The organism is Lysinibacillus sp. RS11, assembly GCF_042019215.1.
GTDB classification, from domain to species: domain Bacteria; phylum Bacillota; class Bacilli; order Bacillales_A; family Planococcaceae; genus Lysinibacillus; species Lysinibacillus xylanilyticus_A.
In genome coordinates, this window is record NZ_CP168124.1 from 490087 (window position 1) to 515060 (window position 24974).

Below are 24974 nucleotides of genomic sequence, written 5' to 3' on the forward strand. Positions count from 1 at the left end.
AAAAGGAGGAATTAACTATGAGCAATGTATCGACAGAAAATACGACTAAAACAATGAAGGAACAAATTTTAGCAGGTGGTCTGCCAAAATATCACGATAAAAATGCACAACAAGGGAAGCTATTTGTGCGTGAACGACTCGAATTATTATTAGATGATGGACTTCAATCAGAGGATGGTCTGTATGCAAACTGCTTAGCTGGCGATTTACCGGCAGATGGCGTAGTAACAGGAATCGGTAAAATCCATGGTCGTACTGTTTGTGTTTTAGCAAACGATTCGACGATTAAAGCTGGCTCTTGGGGTAAACGTACAGTAGAAAAAATGATTCGTATTCAAGAAACAGCAGAAAAGCTAAATTGCCCGTTATTGTATCTAGTCGATTCAGCAGGTGCACGTATTACAGATCAATTAGAAATGTTCCCTGGTCGAAGAGGAGCAGGGCGTATTTTCTATAATCAGGTAAAGCTTTCAGGTAAAATCCCTCAAATATGCTTATTGTTTGGACCATCAGCTGCAGGTGGTGCATATATCCCTGCATTTTGCGATATCGTAGTAATGGTAGAGGGTAACGCATCCATGTATTTAGGATCTCCACGTATGGCGGAGATGGTGATCGGTGAGAAGGTAGATTTGGAAACAATGGGTGGAGCGAAAATGCATTGTTCCGTTTCTGGCTGCGGAGATGTACTAGCGAAAACGGAGCAGGAAGCTATTACTTATGCTCGTAAATATTTAGGTTATTTTCCGAGTAACTATTCAGAGCGCAGTAAGGTTGAGGCACCAAAGCCACCAGCTTCATTTGATAAGTCCATTGAAGAACTAATACCAAAAAATCAAAACGTTCCATTTGATATGTATAAGTTAATTGACCGTATTATTGATGAAGATTCGTTTTGTGAAGTAAAAAAATTATTTGCTCCAGAATTAATTACAGGGCTTGGACGTATTAACGGGCAACCTGTTGGTATTATCGCCAACCAACCTCGTGTAAAGGGAGGCGTCTTGTTCCACGATTCAGCCGATAAAGCGGCAAAGTTTATTTCACTTTGTGACGCGTTTAATATACCACTTCTTTTCCTTGCAGATGTACCAGGTTTTATGATCGGTACGCAAGTTGAAAAAGCAGGGATTATACGCCATGGTGCGAAAATGATTTTTGCGATGAGCGAGGCGACTGTTCCTAAACTAACGGTTATTGTTCGTAAAGCATATGGTGCAGGGCTGTATGCAATGGCAGGTCCTGCTTTTGAGCCAGACTGCTGTATTGCGCTATCCAACGCACAAATTGCCGTAATGGGTCCTGAAGCTGCAGTCAATGCAGTTTACGCAAATAAAATTGCTGAACTTCCAAAAGAGGAGCAGGCAAGCTTTATTGCAGAGAAACGCAAGGAATATCAAGAGGAAATCGATGTCTATCGTCTAGCTTCAGAGCTTATCATTGATGATGTTATTGAGCCAAATGATTTAAGAAAAGCACTTGAATCACGTTTAGAGCTTTATATGTCGAAGTACCTATTATTCTCAGAGCGCAAGCATGGAGTAAATCCAGTATAAAGCCATTTATAAAAAAGCTGTCTCGGTGAGGCAGCTTTTTACTGTATAGAGAATGCAAATGGACGTGTCGGAATATAAATATATTGTTAGCTATTGCATGGGGAGGTAGTGCATATTAAAATATGAGGAGGATAAAGGGAAGTAGGTGGTATAGGCATGCAAAAAAATAACATATCAAATGCGCAAGGTGATGCCAAGCTACCATTACCTTATCGTGCATTGATAGATACATATTATCTACCATTAAAGATAGCAGGTTGGATATTTTTTAGTATCTATTCAACTATAGCTTTTTATAAATTGGTCATTGATCGTCTAGTGAATGTTTTCATTATATTAGTCAAGGGCGAATATACTTTTGTAGAATTAGGGCTTTTTGATTATAGTGATTGGCGATTAACAACAAATTTTGTTCCCTTTGAAACAATTCTTCGTTATATAAATTACTCCCAATATTTTAATCTGGACATCATTATTATCAATTTACTCGGCAATTTATTAATATTTACTCCGATGGGCTTTTTACTACCATTATTATCGAAAAAGTACCGTAAAGCTTGGTCAATTATATGTGTAGGGTTTTTCTCCAGCCTAGCGGTAGAAACCGTACAATTTATTTTTAGAGTTGGGTCAGCAGATATTGATGATTTGATTTTAAATACGCTTGGAGCATGGCTTGGCTATTTAGCCTATAAAAGTATCCTTATTAAACCTAAAAATAATAGATAGAAACAGCCTTTGTCCAAGGGCTGTTTTTTTGTGTGCTACAGTAACACTTTTTTAGGGAGTGATAATAGTAATAACTTTTATTGAAATTAAACATTAATCAAATGCCGCCTCAATTTATGGTGATGAGCCACATTTAAGTAATTAATGGATAAAAACAGGTTATTATTAAGGTCTTTATACTCACCAGTTTGAAAGTTAATTATTTCTTTAGGAGGTTAGTAGCAATTTGCTCTTGAATTTAATTGGGAAAATTCCGATAATGAGTGTACAGAAACTGTTTAGATGATCTATGTATAGTAAATAGAGGATATGATCATATTTTTTATTTATCTTGCATATTAAATTAGAAAAGCCGAGGTGAATTATATGAAACTATCAAGTTTAATAGAACAAGAAAGAATTCCATTACCCTATAATCGTAAAAAGATGTTACAGAGAAAAGAAGCAAGTGATGCATATCGGAAAAACGCACTGTATTTTCAGCCAAAGAAAAATCCGTTATTGCTTGAGCTAGAAAATTTACTGCTAGGGCACACAGATCAAGATCTCTACGAACAACAAAAAGAGGAAGCAAAAGAAGTTACCCCTCAACAGCAAGCAATCATTCAAGATTTGCAGCAAACGAAAAAGGATGTGCTTGCTCATGAACAAGCGCATAAGGCTGTGAATAGTGATGCCCTTGAATCATCTTCTAATTTACAGCTAAAACATGTAGATGAAGAAGGAGCTCCAGTAGTTGAAACGAATGCTAGTGACATGTTACTAATTCTAGAGAAAGTGCGTAATGCAGCGTTAGCACCAGCACAGCCATCACCACAGGCTATACAAGTAGCGATAAATGCAAATGCTCACATACAGCGTATGCAGGCACAGTTACATGGTCATAAGGTAGATGAAAGTGAACTAGGTCATCATGAGCCTGCTTTTGTGGGGGAAGTAATGGACGTCAAGGTACCAGAACGTTTTTCGAAGGAATTGAAATTAGATCCATTTGCAGATACAATTTTCGGTATGAGTGATGGGGAGGCATTTAAGGCGCGAACTTTTAAAAACGCTTCTGAAAAATATGCCGCTCATATTCAAATGGCGAAAAATGGGTATCATCCAGGAACAGATTCTATGTTCTCTATGATAGCCTAGTGTTAGAGATGGGAGATTGTTAACATGGCGAAGGCAAAGCATGCGAAGACAAATGCTATCAGATTGTTGGAGCAGCAAAAAATACAATTTGAAGTAATTGAATACGAGACTAGCGACGGTCAGGTTGATGGAATTTCAGTTGCGGAAAAAATTGGACATCCGGTTTCTCGTGTTTTTAAAACACTAGTAGCAAAGGCAAGTGCACAAAAGCTTTTTGTCTTTGTTATTCCTGTGGCTGAAGAGCTTGATTTAAAAGCAGCGGCCAAAGTCGTTGGTGAGAAAAAAATCGAAATGCTTGCTGTTAAAGAATTACTTGGTTATACAGGCTATGTACGAGGCGGATGCTCTCCAGTCGGGATGAAGAAGCTTTACCCGACAGTTATTGATGCATCGGCTCAAGAACAAGGAAGTATTATTGTTAGTGCAGGAAAAATCGGCATGCAAGTCCATCTACAATTAGATGATTTAGTCGCTGTGACGAAAGCAAAGCTTGCACCAATTTCAACTACCCAGGAATGATTTGTGGTAGTTTTTTTATTTGGATTGAATAGGGACAATCCGTTTGGCTAAGAGGGAAAACGACAATCCACTCGGCTAAAGGGGAACTGCTCTGCTATTTATAATCCGCCAAGAGAAGGTATAACTTATCCACTGGTAAACGCATTTTCTTGGATGTTTCTAGTGGGGGCGCTGAGACGCATATATCGATTTTTGTAGAAAATATGGTACAGTTAGAGCAATAGTGTACATAAGTGAGGGATATGCCGTGCGGAAGATTATGGGGTGGCGTTGGACGTTTTTTATTGGTGGCTTAATGGTTATGTCACTTGGTATTACGATGTCCATTAAAGGGAAAATCGTAGGAACAAGTCCTTGGGATGTGTTGCATGTAGGTTTATTTCAGAACTTTGGTTTATCAATCGGTACTTGGTCTATTTTAACTGGGCTTTTTATTGTAGTATCTACCTCAATTGTTTTGCGAGAATGGCCAAAGGTAGGGACATGGCTTAATATGCTACTAATCGGGTCATTTATAGATGTCTTTAATTGGTTAATACCGTCTACAAATAATTATGGCTTACAGGTAGCGTATTTTGTAGTTGGTTTATTTGTTTTAAGCTTTGGCTGTGGTATGTATATTGCACCGAATATGGGAGCAGGACCACGGGATACATTAATGATGATTCTTGTTGAAAAGTTTGGCGGGACGATTAAAACTGCGCGAATGGGTATTGAGGTGCTTGTCACTATTTTTGGCTGGTTACTTGGTGGTCCTGTTGGCCTCGGTACGGTAATCATTGCTTTAACATCAGGCTATATTGTGCAATATTCTTTACCTTATTGTCGGAAGGTATTAATGAAGTGTATTGGCAATGTCGAGGAGATGAAGCCGTTCTATTAAATAGGAAGCTACTTTTATCTGTGAAAGATAGAAGTAGCTTTTCATTTTTTTAAAAGCTGCTTCATATAATGCAAGGCATAAGGTAAAGGGGGAGCGATATTGAACGGAAATGTGACCTATTATTTTGGACACGCACTGACGGGGCAAGGAATTAAACATTTATATAAAGAAATGATGGATGAGGCGGAATTAGTTTATATTTTGCAGGGGGCGCCGACGTTTAAAGGATCAGAGCTTCTGAAAGAGCTTGGTTATTTTTATGTCAAGCAGGGCTTCGCAGTAGAATGGTTTAAACATGCTTTACTAGAGAATATTGTTGAGGCGGTGTATGTTCAAGGGTGTAACCGACTATTTGTATGGTCATCGGAATGGGGTATTGAGCCAATTTTTCTTGGAACGAAGCATCGCGTGATGTCATTTTATGATTGTTTAGAAGAAATCCAGCTTGAAAGGATTGGCGAACAGCTTGCTGATGCAATGAACGAACGAGAATTATGGCATGAAAAGTGTATTTCAATGCTTAATAAAGCTATAAAGATTCATGATGATTGGGAGATCGTTACACAGAGCTGTATGAACTGGCAGGCATTAAATGACCAAGTTGAAATGTTAAAGACCGATGTTTTTCAATCAATCGAATTAAATAAAACAGGAATGCGCACTCATCGCTTACTTGGAACATTAACACCAAGGGGCGCAGAAAATACAGTGGAAAGCATAACAAAAAATTTAGCTCGAAGATTAATGATTAAAGGTAAGCCAGGGACAGGTAAATCTTCTTTAATGAAGGGAATAGCAGATGAAGCAAATGAGAGAGGGCTAGATGCACAAATTGTTTGGTGTGGCTTAGATGCTGGCTCTGTTGACATGGTCATTATCCCGGAATTAAATTTGTGTATCTTTGATAGTACAGAGCCACATGTCTTTGACCCACAGGACGGAAGATTAGGGGATGAAATTTTTGATATCGGGAAACATTGTGCACTTTCACAGGAAGCGGAAGCTAAAATCGTAGATATTCAGGCAAAGTATAAAGAAGCCATTCAGGATGCAATGGGTTATTCGAAGCGTTATGCGGAAGCAGAGTATACAGTTCGTCGATTATTAGATAATTGTGTATCGTCATCTCTTTGGAAAGAAAGAACTGCCCCACTATTCGAAAGATTAACAAAGTAATGTTTCGAATAGTGTGCTTGTGCTACACTAGGAGCTAGAACAGTTTTCCTAGGAAAGGATGATACGCTTGTCAAAAGTATTGAATGCATTTTTAGATGAAAACCTACAAGCCTTACACAATCAAGGCTTATACAATGAAATTGACCCAGTAGAAGGAGCGAACGGACCGATCATTCAGGTACGTGGCCAAAATCTAATCAATCTATCTTCAAATAATTACCTGGGCTTAGCAACGAATGAAGAATTAAAGCGTATTGCCAAAGAAACAATTGAGACATACGGTGTGGGAGCGGGAGCAGTTCGCACGATTAACGGTACACTCGATTTACACGTGAAATTGGAGGAAAAGCTTGCTGAATTTAAAGGAACAGAAGCAGCGATCTCTTACCAATCAGGTTTTAACTGTAATATGGCAGCTATTTCAGCTGTTATGGATAAAAATGATGCGATTCTTTCAGACCAATTAAACCATGCATCTATTATTGATGGCTGTCGTTTATCACGTGCGAAAATTATCGCCTATAATCACTCGGATATGGACGATTTACGTGCAAAGGCAAAGGAAGCAAAAGAATCGGGCTTATACAATAAAGTCATGGTCATTACGGATGGCGTATTCTCAATGGATGGTGATATTGCAAAATTACCAGAAATCGTTGAGATTGCGAAAGAGTTTGATTTAATTACGTATGTCGATGATGCACATGGCTCAGGTGTAACTGGTAAAGGGAAGGGGACAGTGAAGCATTTCGGTTTAGAAATAGAAATCGACTTCCAAATTGGTACACTGTCTAAAGCAATTGGCGTTGTGGGTGGATATGTAGCTGGTAAGAAGAATTTAATTGACTGGTTGCGAGTGCGTTCACGTCCATTTTTATTCTCAACAGCATTACCACCAGGCGATGTAGCAGCGATTACTGCGGCAGTGCAAATGCTGCTTGACTCGACAGAGCTACATGATAAGCTTTGGGAAAATGGCAACTATTTAAAAGCAGGTCTTGCTAAGTTAGGCTTTAATATTGGTGAATCTGAAACGCCGATTACACCATGTATTATTGGCGATGAAAAGCTTACGCAGGAATTTTCACGTCGTTTATTTGAAGAGGGTGTCTATGCGAAATCAATCGTTTTCCCAACGGTTCCAAAAGGCACAGGTCGTGTTCGTAATATGCCTACAGCGGCGCATACAAAAGAAATGCTTGATGATGCGCTAGCCATCTATGAAAAGGTGGGTCGTGAGCTAGGCGTAATTCAATAATAAAAAAGGGCTGCCTCAATAGAGGTAGCCCTTTTTTGAGGTTGAGATGGATTGAGTGGCTAAAGCGACGGAAAGAAAAGCTGAAGCGACGGAAGGAAGAGCTGAAGCGACGGAAGGAAGAGCTAGAGCGACGGATAGAAAGGTCGAAGAGACGGAAAGAAAGCAGAGCGACGGAAAGAAGAGTCAAAGCGACGGAAGGAAGAGCCAGAGCGACGGAAAGAAGGGTCGAAGTGACGGAAAGAAAGCAGAGCGACGGAAAGAAGAGCCGAAGAGACGGAAAAAATCGCCAGAGCGACGGAAAGAAGAGCCGAAGTGACGGAAAGAAAGCAGAGCGACGGATAGAAAAGTAGAAGCGACGGAAAGAAGAGCCAAAGCGACGGAAGGAAGAGCCAGAGCGACGGATAGAAAGGTCGAAGCGATCGAAGGAAAGCAGAGAGACGGATAGGAAAGTAGAAGCGACGGAAAGAAGAACCAGAGCGACGGATAGAAAGGTCGAAGAGACGGAAAGAAAGCAGAGCGACGGAAAGAAGAGCTAAAGCGACGGATAGAAAGGTCAAAGTGACGGAAGGAAGAGTCGAAGTGACGGATAGAATAGTCAAAGTCGTGGATAGAGCAGCCAAAGTCGTGGGTAGAACCGTCAAAGTTGTGGATAGAACAACCAAAATCGTGGATAGCCCCGCCAGAGTGACGGATAGAAAGGTCGAAGAGACGGAAAGAAGAGCCAGAGCGACGGAAAGAAGAGCCGAAGTGAAGGAAAGAAAGGTCAGAGCGACGGAAGGAAGAGTCGAAGAGACGGAAAGAAAGTAGAGCGATGGAAAGAAGAGCCGAAGTGAAGGAAAGAATCGCCAGAGCGACGGAAAGAAGGGCCGAAGTGACGGAAAGAAAGCAGAGTGACGGAAAGAAAGTAGAGCGACGGAAAGAAGAGCCGAAGAGACGGAAAGAAAGGTCAGAGCGACGGAAGGAAGAGTCGAAGAGACGGATAGAAAGCAGAGCGACGGATAGAATAGTCAAAGTCGTGGATAGAGCAGCCAAAGTCGTGGATAGAACCGTCAAAGTCGTGGATAGAACAGCCAAAATCGTGGATAGCCCCGCCAGAGTGACGGAAAGAAAAGCCAAAATGACGGAAGCCACCGCCAAAACGACGGAAGCCACCGTCAAAGCAACAAAAAAGTCGTCCCAAAAGGATTGATAGCTTTATTTCGAGTGAATGGCTTTCGCTTCTTTTAGCTGTTTGTTGCGCTCATCAGTCACATGTAATGATTTTAAAATCTCTTCATCATCTTGTCCCAATGTATACTTCTGTCTCAGGATCAATATCCACATTGTATTCACGTTTGTAGAAGTCAGCTGCTGCTTGACGTAATTCTGCGATACCACGAAATGGAGAGTATTTATGATTTTGAGGATTGTCAGCTGCCTCCTGTAGTGCTTGAATAATATGGGGAGGAGTAGGCTGATCTGGATTGCCTTGACCAAGATTGATAACATCGCGCCCTTCTGCTAGAGCAGCGTTTACTTTTTGCACAAGTGCTGCAAAAAATTGAGTTGGGAATTGCTGTAGTTTTTTTGAGAATTCCATGCATGTTCACCTTTTTCAGAATATAATAATTATTAAAGAATACTATTACTTTTTTTACTAGTTGTTTAGAGCTTTTTCAGTTAATTAAAAACTACTGGTGATTAAAAGTGACCTAATAATACGTATATGAGGTGAGAAAATTGAACAAAGTCTCATATTTTATCGTCAATGCTTTTACTACAGAGCTTTACAAGGGAAACCCCGCTGCAGTATGTTTACTTGATACAGCAATACCTGAGTCGACCATGCAGAAAATTGCTCAGGAGATCCCCGTACCAACAACAGCTTTTGTCCAAAAGAAGGATAATGATTTTTTTCTTAGATGGTTTACGCCAGCAAAGGAAATACCGATTTGTGGACATGGGACAATTGCTAGTGCTTTTTTACTTTGGAAAAAAGGGATTGTACCCGTCAATTCTTCTATTACATTCCAAACTTTTAGTGGCCCTTTGCAAGCGATTTGGTTTAATGAGTTAGTTGAAATAACAATTCAAAAGTATCGGTTAGAAGAGATTGAATGTCCTTTGGAGCTTGAAGAATGGCTTGGTATGAAGCCAACATATGTAGGGAAAACAGAATTGGATTATATAGTGGAGCTAAGTCACGAAGAATATATTGCAGATTTCAAAGCTAATTTTCATGCGATGAAACAGTTCCCTGTACGTGGTGTTTGTATTACGAGTATTTCTAAGGATGAAGGGATTGATATTGTTTCAAGATTTTTTTCTCCAGCACAAGGCATTGATGAAGATCATGTAAATGGTTCCACTCATGGTGCATTAGGACCTTACTGGTGTGAAAAATTATCAAAAGAAAGCATCGTTAGCAAACAGCTTTCAAAACGTGGTGGATTATTATACGTTACGCCAAAAATAAAAGATGTGGCAATTGCGGGCTCGGCAGTTCGAGTATTAAGTGGTGAAATATTAATCTAAACATAGAGCTAAAACTATGGCAGTAAGTTTGTTTTATTGTAGTATAAAATACAGAAAAGTACAGTCTAGAGGAGGACTAACAATGAAAATAGGGTGTATCCAATTAAATGTAGGCTTCGGTAAAGTAGAAGAAAATTTTGCTCGCGCTGAGGACAAGATTCGTGAAGCGGCAAAACAAGGTGCAGAAATTATTGTACTACCAGAAATGTGGAATACAGGTTATGCACTTGAACGTTTACCGGAGCTTGCAGATGTTGATGGAGAGCGTTCGAAAGCATTTTTATCAGATCTAGCCAAAGAACTGGGTGTACATATTGTTGGTGGCTCTGTTTCGACGAAGAAGGGCGATAAATTTTACAATACGATGTATACGTTTGATAAATATGGTGAACTAGTAGGTGAATATAGCAAGGCGCATCTTTTCCGTTTAATGGACGAGCATTTATATTTAGAAGCCGGGGATGAAATGAATCGCTTTGCACTGGGAGACATCGAGGCTGCGGGTGTGATTTGCTATGATATTCGCTTCCCTGAATGGCTACGCGCTCACGCTTTAGAGGGTGCAAAGGTATTGTTCGTCCCAGCACAATGGCCAACACCACGTATTGATCATTGGAAAACATTGCTACAAGCACGTGCTATTGAAAATCAATGCTTCGTGATCGCGGTTAATCGTATTTCGAAAAAGGTAGAAAACTTCAATGGTCAATCTATGATTATTCAGCCGTGGGGCGAAGTACTTTGGGTTGGCGCGGAGGATGAAGAGGTCGCTGTCATTGATGTGGACTTTTCGATTGTTGATGAAGTACGAGGTAGAATTCCTGTTTACGACGACCGCAGACCTGGATTATATAGTGGGGTAGTTGCTGGAAATTAGCATGATGGGCACGCTCAAGGAGCAAAGTGATCTTGAGCGTGCCATCGCCGCTAAACCCGAGAACATCGCCGCTAAACCCGAGAACATCGCCGCTAAACCCGAGAACTAAGATTTTTCCTCGATTAAAGAGTTAGCGAGCAACATAAATTCAAGTGTAATCCGATTATGCCCCTTCATGAAATTTTCACCTAAGAGACTCTCAAGCTTGTTTAAACGATGATAGAGCGTTTGGCGTACGATGAACAATTGATTGGCTGTTTGCTGTTTGGAGCCATTCGTTTGTAAGTATACCTGCAGTGTTTCTAACAGCTTACTGTTATATTTTTTATCATATTCAATAACAGGCTGCAAATAATCTTGTATGACTTCCTGTAAATTTACTTGCATCTGTAATTTATAGATTAAGTGATACAAATGTAAATCATCGTAAAAATAAGAAGTTGTTTGTACTTTACTGCAAATATACAATGTTTCGAGAGCAGTTTGATAGCTCTTCGGAATTTCTTTTACGTCTGCAATGACTTTGCCGATAGCTACTTGATAACCCTGAACCATTTGTTTTTTATAAAAGTCGGTTTGTTGGAGAGAAGATACTAACGTATTTAATAATTCGCGACTCGCTTTACTATCCTTCGCATGGAGTAAAATAAAAATGACATAGCTTTTTCTCTCAAATAAAAATGGTATAAATCCATTTTGCTCAAAAAGGTTTCGATAGTAGAGCTTACTATAGACAATATCCTCTTGTACCTTAGAGACGGCATTAGGAGATGCTAAAATAAAGACAGCTCCGCTAGAAAAATGATAGTTAGAATGATGTGCTACGATAAATTTATAAATTTCCTCTTTCGATAGTTTTTGATCGATCCAATCCGCTAAAATAGAGGCATCCTCAATGTCCCTTTTCTCCTCAATATAAAATTCCCGCATTAATAGCTGTGCTAACGCAGTAGCTGTTCGGTCTAAAATAAGTAATTCAAATTCTGAGAATCGACCATCTTCCCTATAGAGAGATAAATCTGCATAATGCTGATCAAAAATAAAGATTGGTTCATTTTTAAATACTGATGCTGTTTTTTTTATCGTTAATAGTTGTTGGCGTTTATTGTGCGACTTATTTGGAAAGAAGATAGGCTCTCGACCTTTAATAGAAAAGATGATTTGTGTCTTTAATTCATTATATATATTTTGTAAAATATCTTCCGCGGTTTGCCCTAATAGAGCATTTTTATTTAACGTTTGAGAATAGGATTCTAAAGTGGAAATCATTAAATATTGTTGATTCATTATTTGGCTATGTAAATCCTGTGTAATGCGGACAAAAGGAACCGTATCATGAAAAACGATGATAGGGAAGTTGTGACGGTTGGCGATAGCTACGATCACTTCCGGGATGGTTTGTATGGAAGTTCCATATTCAATGCACAATGCAGCGCAATTTTTTTTGATTAAGGACTCTACAAAAAAGATAAAATCCTCTAGGCGATGCTGAAGACTTATCCCTGTTGTTAAGACCAATTCATCACCAGCTAGAAAATTATCTACTTGGATAATTTCGATGACATGGGCCCATTTTACAATCCGTAACAATCCATCCTCACCAGCTACGACCTCCGCACTTTGAAAATATGTATTTTCTAATACATCTTTCACTTGAAGCTTAAACATTTTTATCCTCCTTCCTTTTAACACAAATCCTTGCTTAGTTTTCTAATTAATGCGCGATTTCAGCTTGAATAGACAAAAATAATATGTTTTGTGAATATTAAATCTATTTTACATTATGTTTAAAACAAAAGTATAGAATTTTACAGTTTGTCTATTACTTCGACTCTATGGAACTTGTAAAATTTTTGTAAGCAATAATTTTAATAAAAGACGTAACAGAGCCGTGGAATCGATGACCCAAAAGAGAAAGTCGCCTGACCCGATAGATGAAGCAAGCTCTATTTTCCAAAAGGAAGAATTAGATTTTAAACAACAATAAATGAGGAGTGGGGAAATTATGACAGTTCAACAAAAAATAAAAACGCTATCACATTTTATCAATGGTATTGAAACAGCTGGTACAAGTGGTCGTTATTCGGAAGTTTATAATCCAACAACAGGAGAGATCATCGCACAAGTTCCGTTAGCAACAAGAGATGAGGTGAAGCAGGCGATCCAACTAGCAAAGTCAGCCTTCCCTGCATGGAAAAGGACATCGATTGGCAAACGAGTTGAGGTTTTACATCGTTTCCGTCAGTTATTAATAGAAAGACAGGATGAGCTAATTGAAGTGATTTGTGAGGAAAGTGGGAAAACAAAGGAAGATGCTAAAGGGGAAATTGTTCGTGGCATTGAATCTGTAGATATGGCAATAAGTGCCCCGCAAATGCTGAAGGGGGAATATTCCGTTAATGTAGGCGGCAATATTAATGCCTTCTCTGCAAAATCACCACTTGGGGTTGTTGCGACAATTGCGCCGTTTAATTTCCCTGTCATGGTCCCACTTGCAATTACAAGTATGGCTGTAGCGGTTGGCAATGCCGTCATTTTAAAGCCGTCTGAGCGCGTGCCAATTTCGGCATTATATTTAAGTAGATTATGGAAAGAGGCAGGGCTGCCAGATGGAATTTGGACAGTCATGAATGGCGATAAAGATGCGGTAAATGAACTGCTAGAAAATAAAGAGATACAAGCAATTTCATTTGTTGGATCAACACCGGTTGCAGAGTATATTTACCAAACAGGAACGAAGCATAATAAACGTGTCGCTGCATTTGGTGGTGGGAAAAACTTTATGATTGTTATGCCGGATGCAAACCTGGAGCAAACAGCTAATGCCTTTTTAGGTGCAGCATTTGGAGCCGCGTCCCAGCGTTGTATGGCCATTTCGGGGGCGATCGTTGTTGGGGGAGATATTGAAAAACGCTTTACAGAGATATTAAAGGAGAAGATTTTGAAATTAAAGGTTGGTTCATATACAGATGACGAAGTTGATTTTGGTCCAGTTATTACGCAACAATCAAAAGATACCATTGTTCGATATATAGACGAAGCTATTACAGAAGGTGCAAATCTTGTCACGGACGGGCGGAAACCGAAAATATGTGAAACATCTAAAGGCTTTTATCTTGGACCAACATTGTTAAACAATGTAACACCAAATATGACTATTTTTAAAGAAGAGGTTTTTGGTCCTGCGCGTATTATTGTGGGCGTTGAAACTTTACAAGAAGCTATTGATTTAATTAATGATCACGAACTTGGGAATGGTGTCACGATGTTTACGAGTAGTGGTTCGGCGGCCCGTAAATTCCAAGAAGAAATTGAAGTAGGTATGGTAGGCGTGAATGTTCCGATTCCAATTCCAGTTGGCTATCACAACTTTGGTGGTTGGAAGCGATCGAAGTTTGGTGAAGGGCATATGTTCGGACCTGACCAAGCTCGGTTCTTTACGAAAGCGAAAACGATTTCTGAAAGATGGCCAGACGAAACAGAGGGTACGACAAGTTCATTCGCGTTCCCGAGTAATAACGATGTGAATAAGTGAACATAACATAAGGGGGTGTATCGATATGGTTCAAGTAAATCTTAAAAGTGATGTTTTAAAGAAAGATGAACAATATGTATGGCATTCAATGAAACCTTACAATCCACAAGCAACATATGTAGTAGAAAAATCAAATGGCGCGAGAATTGTTGATACAGAGGGAGTTGAATACATCGATGCAATGGCAGGATTATGGTGTGTAAACGTAGGCTACGGACGCAAGGAATTAGCAGATGTTGCACATGAGCAGATGCTGAAAAATGCATATGCACCATTATCGCAAGGACATTTACCAGCAGTTGAACTGGCTGAAAAGATTAATGAAATGCTTGGGGGAGATTATGTTATTTTCTTCTCTAATAGTGGGTCAGAGGCTAATGAAACCGCGTTTAAAATTGCGCGCCAATATCATCAACAAAAAGGACAGAGCTCGCGTTATAAAATTGTTTCCCGTTACCGTGCATATCATGGCAATTCTTTTGGTGCTTTAGCTGCTACAGGGCAAGCGGAACGAAAGTATAAGTATGAGCCATTATCTCCTGGCTTTATCCATGTAGCGCCACCTGATCAATATCGAGAATATGAAAGTGACACACTTGCTCCAATGGATTTAGCAAGCGTAAAAGCTGTAGACAAGACGATGACATGGGAGCTAAGTGAAACAATAGCCGCTATGATTTTAGAGCCAATTATTACAGGTGGGGGCGTCATCATGCCTCCGGAAAATTATTTAAAGGGTATTGAGGAAGTGTGTAAAAAACATGGGGCTTTAATGATTGTAGATGAAGTAATATGTGGCTTTGGTCGAACAGGTAAGCCATTTGGATTTATGAACTACGGTGTTAAACCAGATATTATTACAATGGCAAAAGGAATTACAAGTGCTTATTTACCATTATCAGCAACAGCAGTGAAACGTGAAATTTATGAAGCATTCACTGGCTCTGATGCATACGGTTATTTCCGACATGTCAATACATTTGGTGGATCACCAGTATCTTGTGCGGTCGCATTAAAAAATATTGAGATTCTTCAGCGAGAAGCATTATTTGAAAGATCTAGCGAGGTTGGAGCTGCTACTCTGCAAGCGCTTCAGGAAGCGTTGGGAAATCACCCGAACGTTGGGAATGTTCGGGGAAAAGGTTTATTAATTGGCATAGAATTAGTTGTTGATAAAGCGTCGAAGGAGCCTTTACCAGTAGATAAAGTAAATGCTGTTATTGCTGCATGTAAGGAGCAGGGTGTTATTTTAGGTAAAAATGGTGCAACTGTTGCAGGCTTCAATAACGTATTAACATTATCTCCACCTCTTAATATTGTACAAGAGGATCTTGATACAATCATAAAAGCTGTCATTGATAGTATTCATAAAGTGAAGCTTAATTAGTGGTGTTTTGTAGATAAATTACTGCCTGTAAAAAAAGTAAAACTGTCTCTTAAGTTCAAGTAGAAACTTTTGAGACAGTTTTTTGATTGTCTTATAGCACAAGAAAGGCGAGGCAGTATGAGTTTGAACAACGCTCCTCCTGTTAGAAAAGTGTCATTCATACACAACTTCACTTACTCTTTTGTTGTTTTAAATAAGTAGCCACTATAAGAATTGTAGATAATCATAACAATGCCCATTAACATGAAATTTGATATGAGTGAACTTCCGCCATAGCTTAAAAATGGTAATGTCATACCTGTTACAGGTAAAAGTCCAATTGTCATACCGATATTTTGTGTAATTTGGAAGGCTAATAAACTAGAGATACCTGCTCCCATCAACGTCATAAATGGGTCTTTTGCTTCTACTGTAATGAGAACAATACGGTAAATGACAAAAAATAAAAGAGCAATGACAAATGCCCCTCCAATGAACCCGAGCTCTTCAGCGATGTTTGCGAAAATGAAATCTGTATGCTTTTCTACGACATAGACATTATTGTTCATGTATCCCTTACCAGTAAACCCTCCTGAACCTATTGCTAAAAATCCCTGCCTAGTTTGATAAGATGAATCCAGATGCTCATAAGGCTGCAACCAGCCATAAATGCGAGAAATTTGATGCCCTGATAATTTATTTAATATTTTATCTGTAAAAAATTCATTAAATTTTACATAAAGAATAACCACAACGCTGAGAATTGAAACTGGAATGGCAGTAAAGATTATAAGCAATTTTCTTTGTATACCTGAAAAGAAAATCATCGGTATAATCATCGACATATAAATCATTGCCATGCCCGTATCAGGCTGCTTATAAACAGCAAGCGTAGGTGGAAGGGTGATAACAGCAATTATGAAGAGAAGCCGCATATCCGTTAAAAAGGTAGGGCGCACATATTTCTCTCGATGTGCAACAATGACCTTACTCACAACGATTAAAAGCGCGAACTTTAAAAACTCTGACGGTTGGAATGATCCTAACACTGGAACTTGGTACCAACGCTTCGCCTCATTTACAGTTCTAGCTATACTCTCGGGTGCAATAAATAAGCCAAATGTTAAAACGACCATCGCCCAATAAAATGGCCAGCCAATCTTTTTTAGTTGCTCAATATCAAGCGTCGCTACTCCATACATAATTAAAAATCCGATTAGATAATAAAAAAACTGCTTTATAATAAACGAGCTTGTATACTGCTCAAACACCGTACTACTGGAATGAACAAAGAGACAACTAATGATGCAAAGTAACATTAAGCTAACGACTAAACTTTTATCTAATTTATTTAATTCTAACACCTCCCTTTAAAACCAAACTATTAATAGAAAACGATAGAAATATACAGAAGGTTGCGAGTTAAATGATTATTACAAAAAATAAAAATCTTAAACTGATTTTACTAATTATTTAATTTTATATTTGATTCTATTTGAGTAGTTTTGTGGATTACCAGCATAAAGTTTCGTTTTTTTCTGGGCTCGTCAAATGGGGGTGCTTGGAGATACAAGTGTGTTAAAGAAAAAAACGATTAATCATGAACACCTGAAACGGGATGTGTTGTTAAATATAATAATTTTCTGTTGAGATAATTTAGAAACTCTTCGTGCAATCTTTATAAAAACATAACACTAGCTTTACATCTTCATACTATCATTATTGGTAAGAGTTGGAGAAGGAGCCAAAGATAATGCGTTTTTTTCGATACATAATGGTGAAAGACAAGCTACTAGTACTAATGATTGTTTGTGTACTATCGAATGTATTGCTAGGTGTTTTTAGTGTTGATTATTTACGGAAAATGTCATGGCATGCAAGTGAAAGCTATTCAGAAGGGCTTGTACCGATTGGATGGTTAAATGAACTAGAGGAATCACAACGACAATTAGATTATTTAGTAGATTCAGCTGGGACTTATCAAGAAATGACAGCCATTTTTAAAGATGTTGAGCAGCCTTTAGGTTATTTAGAAAATCTAGAAGTTGATAAAAAGATGGATCACCAGGTGAAGAAATACAAGTCCTTACTAGCACAGCAGATAGAACTGGTTGATAGCTATAAACAATTAGATCAAAATGAACAACAACAGTTTTATGTTCAGTCATATTTATCCGTAAGCCAGCAAAGTCATACATTATTAGAAGAAACTCAAAGCTATTTGGTCCAAAGGTCTAAGGAACAGCAACAGGCATATCAGGACGATGTGGAATTCGGTTATTGGCTATTGGGTGGAGTGTGTTTATTTGTTGTTCTGTTAGTGATTTTTATAGGGTTAATAGCAACGAAAGCTGTAAATATACCAACACGTCAATTGAAGTCACTATTAAAGCGTGCAGAGCAGGGGGATTTCACAGCGAATGCTAGCTATGTGGCACAGGATGAGCTTGGCGAGGTAATATTGTCATACAATCAAATGGCAACAGAGGTGAAAAGACTACTTCATACAGTAACAAATAGTGCATATGAGGTAGAAGAAATGTCTGGAAAGCTGCAGGAATCCTCAGAGCAGTCGTCTAATACAACAGTCAAAATTGCAAAGGATGTGCAGTCCATTTCAGATTCAACAGCCGCTTCTACAACAAAATTAGCTTCCAATACAGCTTCTCTAGAGGAGGTGCTGAATGGTGTCCAAGTAATTTTAGAAAAAGTACAGGTTGTTGAAAATTTTGCTCATAAAACGGCACGTGATGCAGAAAGTGGTACGGAAATTGTACAAGCAAATTTAACACAAATACAGGCGATTAAGCGTGCAGTTGAAAAATCGAATACAGCTATTTTTAATCTTGTAGAAAGGGCATCTACGATCGATCAAATGGTCGAGGTGATTGAAAAAATTACTGCACAAACAAACCTCCTAGCTTTAAATGCATCCATTGAGGCTGCTAGAGCAGGGGAGCATGGTAAGGGATTTGCGGTGGTGGCCGATGAAGTACGTAAGCTTGCGGAGCAGACAGTTCAGTCAACACAAACGATTACGTCGATAGTACAAAACATTCATTTAGATTCAAACTATGCTGTGCAAATGATGGAGGGCGTGTTAGCCGCAACTGAAAAGGGTGTACATGTAACTGGGGATACGGCAACAAGCTTTGATCAAATTTTAGAAAAAGTACATACAATTAAGCCGTATATAATGGAAGTATCTGCAACCGTGCAAGAGATTGCCAATCATACGAAAAAGGTTAATGAGGATGCGGTCATGTTAACGTCATTTTCAGATACAAATGCATCATCAACTAAACATGTAGCTACTTTAACAGCTGCTCAATTAACCGCACAACAGCAATTCCATGATTATATTCAAGAGTTACGTAGGGTATCAAAAGTTTTACAAATAGCGGTAAAGCGTTTCTCAATTTAATAAGAATAATTGGACCTTTCTTTGTAAATGTATACAAAAAAGGTTCTTTTTTTGGCTCCTCACCATAACGTATGGTTGATTTTCCCTTAGGGGCGTCCGATGAGCCGCATTACTTGCGTCCCTCTATCGCTGATCCCCAAGGAGTCGCCAAGCTTCCACTCCAATCAACTAATCTACATGGCGGAGCATATGTTTTAACAGATGTCACCAACAAATTAATAGTGTTGCTATGCGAAAAACGGACATTTGTACATTTCAGGTATACAAATGTATTTTGTTTGTTTTATCAGCACAATATTATATAGGGCTCATATACTGATAGTAAGGGGTTTTGTGTTCGGATTGTCGAAATGAAAAAGATAATGGTTGTGTTTTTAATGTGAACACTTTATAATAAAAATCACCAAAAGTGTTATTAAATCAATGTTTATTTATATATTAATGTACTTTACAGAAGTACAATTGTTCACAGGTGGAGGTTTGGAGAAATGAAAAAGATAATGGTTACAGGAGCACTTGGTCAAATAGGTTCTGAGCTTGTAGAAAAGCTTCGGGGTATTTATGGAGAGGACAATGTGTTAGCGACAGATGTTCGGAAGCTTGAAAATATTAAGGGTCCATTTGAAGTATTGGACGTGACGGATGGACAAAGAATGCATGAGTTAGCGAAGGATTTTGGTGCTGATACAATGATGCATTTAGCGGCGTTACTATCAGCAACAGCAGAAAAAAATCCATTGCTAGCATGGAATTTAAATATGGGCGGTTTAATGAATGCGCTAGAGGTTTCGCGTGAGTTAAACTTGCAATTTTTTACACCGAGCTCAATAGGCGCGTTCGGTCCTACGACACCGAAGGATAATACGCCTCAGGATACATTACAACGCCCAACAACAATGTATGGGGTAAATAAAGTAGCTGGAGAGCTATTATGTGATTATTATTTCAATCGTTTTGGTGTAGATACTCGTGGTGTACGTTTCCCAGGGTTAATATCATATGTAACGCCTCCTGGAGGTGGTACGACAGACTATGCAGTTGAGATTTTCTATGAGGCGATTGAGCAAGGTAAGTATACATCTTATATTCAAGAAGGCACATACATGGACATGATGTACATGCCAGATGCATTGCAGGCTATTGTAGATTTAATGGAAGCGGATAGTAGCAAACTAATACATCGCAATGCCTTTAATATAACTGCAATGAGCTTTGAGCCATCTGAAATTGCGGCAGAGATTAAAAAGCATTTACCACATTTCCGTATGGATTATAATGTAGATCCAGTACGTCAGGCGATAGCAGATAGTTGGCCAAATTCTATAAATATAGAAGCGGCACAGAAAGAATGGGGCTTTAAAGCTCAGTATGATTTAGCAAAAATGACAGTTGATATGCTAGAAAAATTAAAAATCAAACTACACAAAAAGGCCATTTCATAAATATTCCTGAAAAAATGGACGAAGAAAACAATTTAGTTTTCTTCGTCTTTTTTATTTTTACGGGCAATCACTAAAAGTTGGGATGACATTTTTAAATGTATACCGTGTATATAAATTGATTGGAGTGGAGGCTTGGCGACTCCTTGGGGATTAGCGATAGAGGAACGAAGGCTAAAAGCATCACGTCCTGTGATAACGCCTTCGTGACCAACATTCTTTTGGCCCGAGACCCTGCAGCGAAGCGGATGTTTTCTGTGCGAAAGCGTAGTGTTAACGTAGCGGCAGCAATGTTTTATCTGTGCGAAAGTGCAACGACAGCAACAACAATGTTTATCTGCGCGAAAGCGAAGCGTCAGCGGCAAATGTTTTATCTGTGCGAAAGTGCAACGACAGCAACAATGTTTTATCTGTGCGAAAGTGCAACGACAGCAACAACAAATGTTTTATCTGCGCGAAAGCGAAGCGTCAGCGGCAAATGTTTTATCTGTAGCGAAAGCAAAGCGACAGCTACAAAGCGCCCAGTCGGAACGGAAATCAATCACACGTTATGCTAATAAGTATTTTTAGAAAAAGTTAACAATAAAAAGAAAAATATTGGAATATATAGCTTAATTTATAATTTTCAAATATAATCATATTCAGAATATTAATAGTATTCAATTATATTTTTATTAGTATTTCACAAAGGTAATGGAGAGGCAGTTCACAAGACGAAGGGATGGATGGTTTTTATGATGCAGACGCCGTTAGTATTAACAAGCTTTTTTAACCGAGCAGAAAGTTATTTTGCTAGAAAGACTATTGTTTCACGAACGAGCCCACAGAAGATTCACCGCTTAACATATGGAGAGTGGGCGAAAAGGACACGTCGTTTAGCAGATGCGCTAACAAAGCTGGGGATGAAAAGGGGAACAAAGATTGGCTCCTTTGCCTGGAATCAGCATCGCCACTTAGAGGCCTATTTTGCGGTACCGTGTTCTGGTGCTATTTTGCATATGGTGAATATTCGTTTATCAGAAGAGCATTTAACTTATATTATTAATCATGCAGAAGATGAGATTTTAATAATTGATGTTGATTTGTTACCAATCATAGAAAACATTGCGCCTGAGCTTAAAACAGTGAAACATTATATTATTATGACGGATGAGGATACTTTACCAGTGACGACATTACCGAATGCGTTATCATATGAGGATTTATTGGCAGCAGCAGATGAAAACTATCAATTCCCAGAGGATTTAGGGGAAGATGAGCCCGCTGGAATGTGCTATACAAGTGCTACAACAGGAAATCCAAAGGGTGTTGTTTATTCACATCGAGGCCTAGTGTTACACAGTATGATGCTGAGTATGTCTGATTCAATGGGCATTTCCGAGCGTGATGTTGTGATGCCAATTGTACCGATGTTTCATGCAAATGCATGGGGTCTACCGTTTGCAAGTGTCAATGTAGGTGCGACACAGGTGCTTCCGGGTCCACAATTTACATCGGCAATAATTTTGGATTTAGTGGAGCAGGAGAAGATTACATTAACAGCTGGAGTGCCGACAATTTGGATTGGGGCGTTGCAAGAACTAGAGAAGCGTGAACGAGATATAAGTTCGCTACGTGCCATTTGTTGTGGTGGCTCTGCTTCACCAACCCGTCTTATTCGTACATTTGAAGAGCAATATGGCATCCCATATATTGTTGTATATGGTATGACTGAAACAACACCGATTGTAGCATTATCAAATTATATGTCTTGGATGGAAGACTGGCCAATTGAAAAGAAAATTGAATCGCGAGCTATGCAAGGAATGACGATGGCTGGTATTGAATCGAGTATTATTAATGACAATGGAGAAGTACCGTGGGATGGAGAGACAATGGGTGAATTACGTTTACGAGGTCCATGGATTTCACACGAGTACTATCGTGATGAACGAACGGCTGATGCCTATCGAGATGGCTGGTTATATACAGGGGACATTGCGGTGCGATCAGAGGATGGCTTTATTAAAATATCAGATCGTACAAAGGATTTAATTAAATCAGGAGGGGAGTGGATATCCTCAGTTGATTTAGAAAATGCGTTAATGACCCATGATGCTGTTTTGGAAGCAGCAGTTATTGCAATTCCGCATGTTAAATGGCAAGAACGTCCGCTAGCTTGCGTTGTATTGAAGGAAGGAAAGACAGCAACCGACGAGGAGCTTCTTGCATTTTTAGAAAGTCAATTTGCAAAATGGTGGGTGCCAGATGATGTTGTATTTTTAGAGGAAATTCCAAAAACATCGGTTGGGAAATTCCTAAAAGCTAAGCTTCGAGATAATGTGGCAGAAATTTATCCGAAATTAAGTTCATTGGTATAGTCAAAAGAGCGATTTCCACAAACGGAAGTCGCTCTTTCATTTCATTATTTCTTTAACATGTGGAATACTTGTTCTACGTCCTTGTCTCCGCGGCCCGAGATGTTAATAATAATACTCTCATCAGGAGATAACGTTGGAGCAAGCTTTAGTGCATGCGCAACTGCGTGAGAGCTTTCAAGTGCAGGGATAATTCCCTCGACTTTTGAAAGTACTTGGAATGCTTCAAGCACCTCTTCATTTGTCACCGTTACATATTCTCCACGACCAATTGTTTTTAAATAGCTATGTTCCGGACCAGCTCCTGGATAATCTAGTCCAGCGGCAATCGAATAAGTTGGTAGGGGATTGCCTTCCGAATCTTGTAGTACTAAACATTTGAAACCGTGTAATTCACCTGGCGTTCCTTCATTTAATGATGCAGCCTTATCTGGTTCAATCCCGATGAGGCGAACGTTTTCATCTGCAATATATTCTGCAAACGCACCGATCGCATTACTACCGCCACCGACACAAGCGAGTACTGCTGTTGGTAGCTTTCCTTCCTTTTCTAAAATTTGTTCGCGACTTTCACGGCTAATGACTGATTGAAAATGTTTCACCATTGAAGGGAATGGGTGAGGTCCAACAGCAGAACCTAGTAAATAGAAAGTCGTTTTATAGTTTTCTACTAAATCAGCAAATGCTTCATCTACAGCATCCTTTAGTCGTCCTTGCCCTTTATCAACAGCTACTACCTTTGCGCCAAGAAGCTCCATACGGAACACATTCAATGCTTGACGCTTTGTATCTTCTAAGCCCATATAAATTGTGCAATCCATCCCGAACATTGCACAAGCAGTTGCAGTGGCTACACCATGCTGACCTGCACCTGTTTCGGCAATAACACGATTAGCACCCATGCGCTTTGCCAATAAGATCTGTCCAAGGACATTATTAATTTTATGTGAACCTGTGTGGTTGAGATCTTCACGTTTTAAATAAATTTTCGCGCCACCTAATTGTTTTGTTAAATTTTCAGCAAAATAAAGTGGGGATTTTCGCCCAACATATTCATGGAAATAATAATCTAGCTCTCTATTAAAATCTTCATCGTCTTTAAATTTTTGGAAATTTTCATCTAAAATATTTAATACATTTTGAAGCTCCTCAGGAACAAAGCTACCGCCAAATTCACCAAAATATCCCTTTTTCTCTGCTACTGTACTCATCTGCTCTCGACTCCTCTTTTCTAATTTTTCCATAAAAAAAAGCCACTTCAATCCTTCTGTAAAAAGGACGAGTAACCGTGGTGCCACCTTCATTCGCAAAAAAATGCGCGCTTTCGTACTCCGGTAACGGGGAGTAAATTCGTCCTCACATTTAATAAGGCTGCTCCAAAGTCCATTCACAAGTAGTTACTACTGATTTACACCAACCATCAGCTCTCTACAAGTACTACTACTTGCTACTATTCTTTTTCATCGCATGTTTTATTGAAAAGAATTGTAAAATATTTTCAGAATATTGTCAAGAAATTAAAAAAGACGAATCTAAAAAGATCCGTCTTTTAAATCAAATTTTTGAAGTTTAAGCGTTTATTCAATAGATACATAATAGGTGCACCGACCGCTAAGACCACAAATTCACCTGCAGCAACAGTTAACCATGTCCAGAAGAATGGTATTTCTAATACTATGTTCAATTCTAAAGCAATGATGAACATTGTGCATGTAAATAACAATGTATTAATGATTAAACGTGCCCAAATATTTTTGACAAATTTACAAATAAGAATGAACAGTCCAAGTGTAATCATCGAATGGCCTACACCGAAAAATACATCGTAAATGCCGTTTGGTGAAAATATATTAGAGATAAATACACCAATAATAATCCCGACGGCAAAGCGTGGATTAAAGGCAACTAGATGATTGAACATTTCCGATACGCGGAACTGCACCTCTGTAAAGCCAAATGGCGCTACCAGCAATGTAACAGCAATGTAGAGCGCTGCAATAATGCCACTCGTTGCTAAAAATTTTATTTTCATATATTAATTTCTCCTTAGTTTTTTTGCGTGGGATGGTTACGAACCACGTGAAGCAAATGCAATCATATCAATGTTTATGCTAGTTTGTAAAGAGTCATGTGTAAAACAAAAATTGTTATTATTGTACTAACATCTGCATAACCAAGACTTCTGAAATATATTATATTGA

At 38.9% G+C, this 24974-nt stretch carries 21 protein-coding genes, 1 pseudogene, 1 riboswitch and 1 other annotated feature; of the genes and pseudogenes, 16 read left to right on the forward strand and 6 right to left on the reverse strand.

Features of this window, described 5'->3' with window-relative positions; all coding sequences use genetic code 11:
- The first annotated feature begins 17 nt into the window (after positions 1 to 17).
- The 7 genes from AB9L17_RS02520 (at position 18) to AB9L17_RS02550 (ending at position 7261) form a co-directional block, all read left to right on the forward strand.
- Positions 18 to 1556 (forward strand): acyl-CoA carboxylase subunit beta, encoded by a 1539-nt coding sequence (locus AB9L17_RS02520; RefSeq protein ID WP_375200012.1) that lies wholly within the window; start codon positions 18 to 20, stop codon positions 1554 to 1556.
- A gap of 156 nt (positions 1557 to 1712) precedes the next feature.
- Complete coding sequence (locus tag AB9L17_RS02525; RefSeq protein WP_068985200.1) at positions 1713 to 2285, forward strand: VanZ family protein; 573 nt, start codon at positions 1713 to 1715, stop codon at positions 2283 to 2285.
- A 366-nt stretch (positions 2286 to 2651) separates the two neighbouring features.
- On the forward strand, positions 2652 to 3425 hold the full coding sequence (locus AB9L17_RS02530) for a hypothetical protein (RefSeq protein WP_068985201.1): 774 nt from the start codon (positions 2652 to 2654) through the stop codon (positions 3423 to 3425).
- Between the two features lie 24 nt (positions 3426 to 3449).
- The gene (gene ybaK, locus AB9L17_RS02535; protein ID WP_068985202.1) at positions 3450 to 3944 is read left to right on the forward strand and encodes a Cys-tRNA(Pro) deacylase; all 495 of its coding nucleotides are present in this window, start codon (positions 3450 to 3452) and stop codon (positions 3942 to 3944) included.
- Positions 3945 to 4191: 247 nt separating this feature from the next.
- Positions 4192 to 4827, forward strand: coding sequence for a YczE/YyaS/YitT family protein (locus AB9L17_RS02540; RefSeq protein WP_083227042.1), 636 nt, complete (start codon positions 4192 to 4194; stop codon positions 4825 to 4827).
- A 99-nt stretch (positions 4828 to 4926) separates the two neighbouring features.
- The gene (locus tag AB9L17_RS02545; RefSeq protein ID WP_068985204.1) at positions 4927 to 6003 is read left to right on the forward strand and encodes a nucleotide kinase; all 1077 of its coding nucleotides are present in this window, start codon (positions 4927 to 4929) and stop codon (positions 6001 to 6003) included.
- A 58-nt stretch (positions 6004 to 6061) separates the two neighbouring features.
- A complete protein-coding gene (locus AB9L17_RS02550; protein ID WP_375200013.1) occupies positions 6062 to 7261 on the forward strand; it encodes a glycine C-acetyltransferase in 1200 nt (399 codons plus the stop codon).
- 183 nt (positions 7262 to 7444) lie between these two features.
- Here AB9L17_RS02550 and AB9L17_RS02555 read toward each other — a convergent pair whose 3' ends face one another.
- The gene (locus tag AB9L17_RS02555; RefSeq protein WP_375200014.1) at positions 7445 to 8335 is read right to left on the reverse strand and encodes a hypothetical protein; all 891 of its coding nucleotides are present in this window, start codon (positions 8333 to 8335) and stop codon (positions 7445 to 7447) included.
- A gap of 214 nt (positions 8336 to 8549) precedes the next feature.
- Positions 8550 to 8840 (reverse strand): annotated as a pseudogene (locus AB9L17_RS02560) (aminotransferase class I/II-fold pyridoxal phosphate-dependent enzyme); the annotation flags it as partial.
- 140 nt (positions 8841 to 8980) lie between these two features.
- Between AB9L17_RS02560 and AB9L17_RS02565 the strand changes: the two are divergent.
- The 3 genes from AB9L17_RS02565 to AB9L17_RS02575 all read left to right on the forward strand — a co-directional run bounded on the left by AB9L17_RS02565 (position 8981) and on the right by AB9L17_RS02575 (position 10761).
- Positions 8981 to 9775, forward strand: a complete 795-nt coding sequence (locus AB9L17_RS02565) for a PhzF family phenazine biosynthesis protein (protein WP_068985210.1) — start codon at positions 8981 to 8983, stop codon at positions 9773 to 9775.
- Between the two features lie 82 nt (positions 9776 to 9857).
- Complete coding sequence (locus tag AB9L17_RS02570) at positions 9858 to 10652, forward strand: carbon-nitrogen family hydrolase (protein ID WP_068985211.1); 795 nt, start codon at positions 9858 to 9860, stop codon at positions 10650 to 10652.
- Entirely contained in the window at positions 10639 to 10761 is a 123-nt protein-coding gene (locus AB9L17_RS02575; protein WP_375200015.1) for a hypothetical protein, read from the forward strand. Before AB9L17_RS02570 ends, AB9L17_RS02575 begins: the two co-directional genes overlap by 14 nt.
- Here AB9L17_RS02575 and AB9L17_RS02580 read toward each other — a convergent pair.
- Positions 10758 to 12320, reverse strand: a complete 1563-nt coding sequence (locus tag AB9L17_RS02580; protein ID WP_375200016.1) for a PucR family transcriptional regulator — start codon at positions 12318 to 12320, stop codon at positions 10758 to 10760. The genes AB9L17_RS02575 and AB9L17_RS02580 overlap by 4 nt on opposite strands.
- A 337-nt stretch (positions 12321 to 12657) precedes the next feature.
- Here AB9L17_RS02580 and AB9L17_RS02585 point away from each other — a divergent pair, with 337 nt between their 5' ends.
- Together AB9L17_RS02585 and AB9L17_RS02590 are read left to right on the forward strand one after the other, a co-directional pair.
- Positions 12658 to 14187, forward strand: a complete 1530-nt coding sequence (locus tag AB9L17_RS02585; protein ID WP_223554453.1) for a CoA-acylating methylmalonate-semialdehyde dehydrogenase — start codon at positions 12658 to 12660, stop codon at positions 14185 to 14187.
- A gap of 25 nt (positions 14188 to 14212) precedes the next feature.
- Positions 14213 to 15574: an aspartate aminotransferase family protein gene (locus tag AB9L17_RS02590; protein WP_068985214.1), complete on the forward strand. Its 1362-nt coding sequence runs from the start codon at positions 14213 to 14215 to the stop codon at positions 15572 to 15574.
- Between the two features lie 173 nt (positions 15575 to 15747).
- On the opposite strand, the gene AB9L17_RS02595 is transcribed toward AB9L17_RS02590, so the two are convergent.
- On the reverse strand, positions 15748 to 16917 hold the full coding sequence (locus tag AB9L17_RS02595; protein ID WP_375200017.1) for an FtsW/RodA/SpoVE family cell cycle protein: 1170 nt from the start codon (positions 16915 to 16917) through the stop codon (positions 15748 to 15750).
- 389 nt (positions 16918 to 17306) lie between these two features.
- Between AB9L17_RS02595 and AB9L17_RS02600 the strand changes: the two genes are divergently transcribed.
- From AB9L17_RS02600 to AB9L17_RS02615, 4 genes are all read left to right on the forward strand, one after another.
- The gene (locus AB9L17_RS02600) at positions 17307 to 18977 is read left to right on the forward strand and encodes a methyl-accepting chemotaxis protein (RefSeq protein WP_375200018.1); all 1671 of its coding nucleotides are present in this window, start codon (positions 17307 to 17309) and stop codon (positions 18975 to 18977) included.
- Between the two features lie 488 nt (positions 18978 to 19465).
- Positions 19466 to 20419, forward strand: coding sequence for an L-threonine 3-dehydrogenase (locus AB9L17_RS02605; RefSeq protein WP_068985216.1), 954 nt, complete (start codon positions 19466 to 19468; stop codon positions 20417 to 20419).
- Positions 20420 to 20562: 143 nt separating this feature from the next.
- Positions 20563 to 20973, forward strand: coding sequence for a hypothetical protein (locus AB9L17_RS02610; protein ID WP_375200019.1), 411 nt, complete (start codon positions 20563 to 20565; stop codon positions 20971 to 20973).
- A 177-nt stretch (positions 20974 to 21150) separates the two neighbouring features.
- Positions 21151 to 22776 (forward strand): long-chain fatty acid--CoA ligase, encoded by a 1626-nt coding sequence (locus tag AB9L17_RS02615; protein WP_223554447.1) that lies wholly within the window; start codon positions 21151 to 21153, stop codon positions 22774 to 22776.
- A gap of 44 nt (positions 22777 to 22820) precedes the next feature.
- Here the strand turns inward: AB9L17_RS02615 and trpB are convergent, their stop codons facing one another.
- Positions 22821 to 23984, reverse strand: a complete 1164-nt coding sequence (gene trpB / locus AB9L17_RS02620; protein WP_375200020.1) for a tryptophan synthase subunit beta — start codon at positions 23982 to 23984, stop codon at positions 22821 to 22823.
- Between the two features lie 60 nt (positions 23985 to 24044).
- Positions 24045 to 24246: a binding site (T-box leader), on the reverse strand.
- 76 nt (positions 24247 to 24322) lie between these two features.
- Positions 24323 to 24805 carry a QueT transporter family protein gene (locus tag AB9L17_RS02625; protein ID WP_375200021.1) on the reverse strand — a complete coding sequence of 161 codons (483 nt, stop codon included), beginning with the start codon at positions 24803 to 24805 and terminating at the stop codon, positions 24323 to 24325.
- An 8-nt stretch (positions 24806 to 24813) separates the two neighbouring features.
- A riboswitch (PreQ1 riboswitch) is annotated at positions 24814 to 24858 on the reverse strand.
- Positions 24859 to 24974 lie beyond the last annotated feature (116 nt).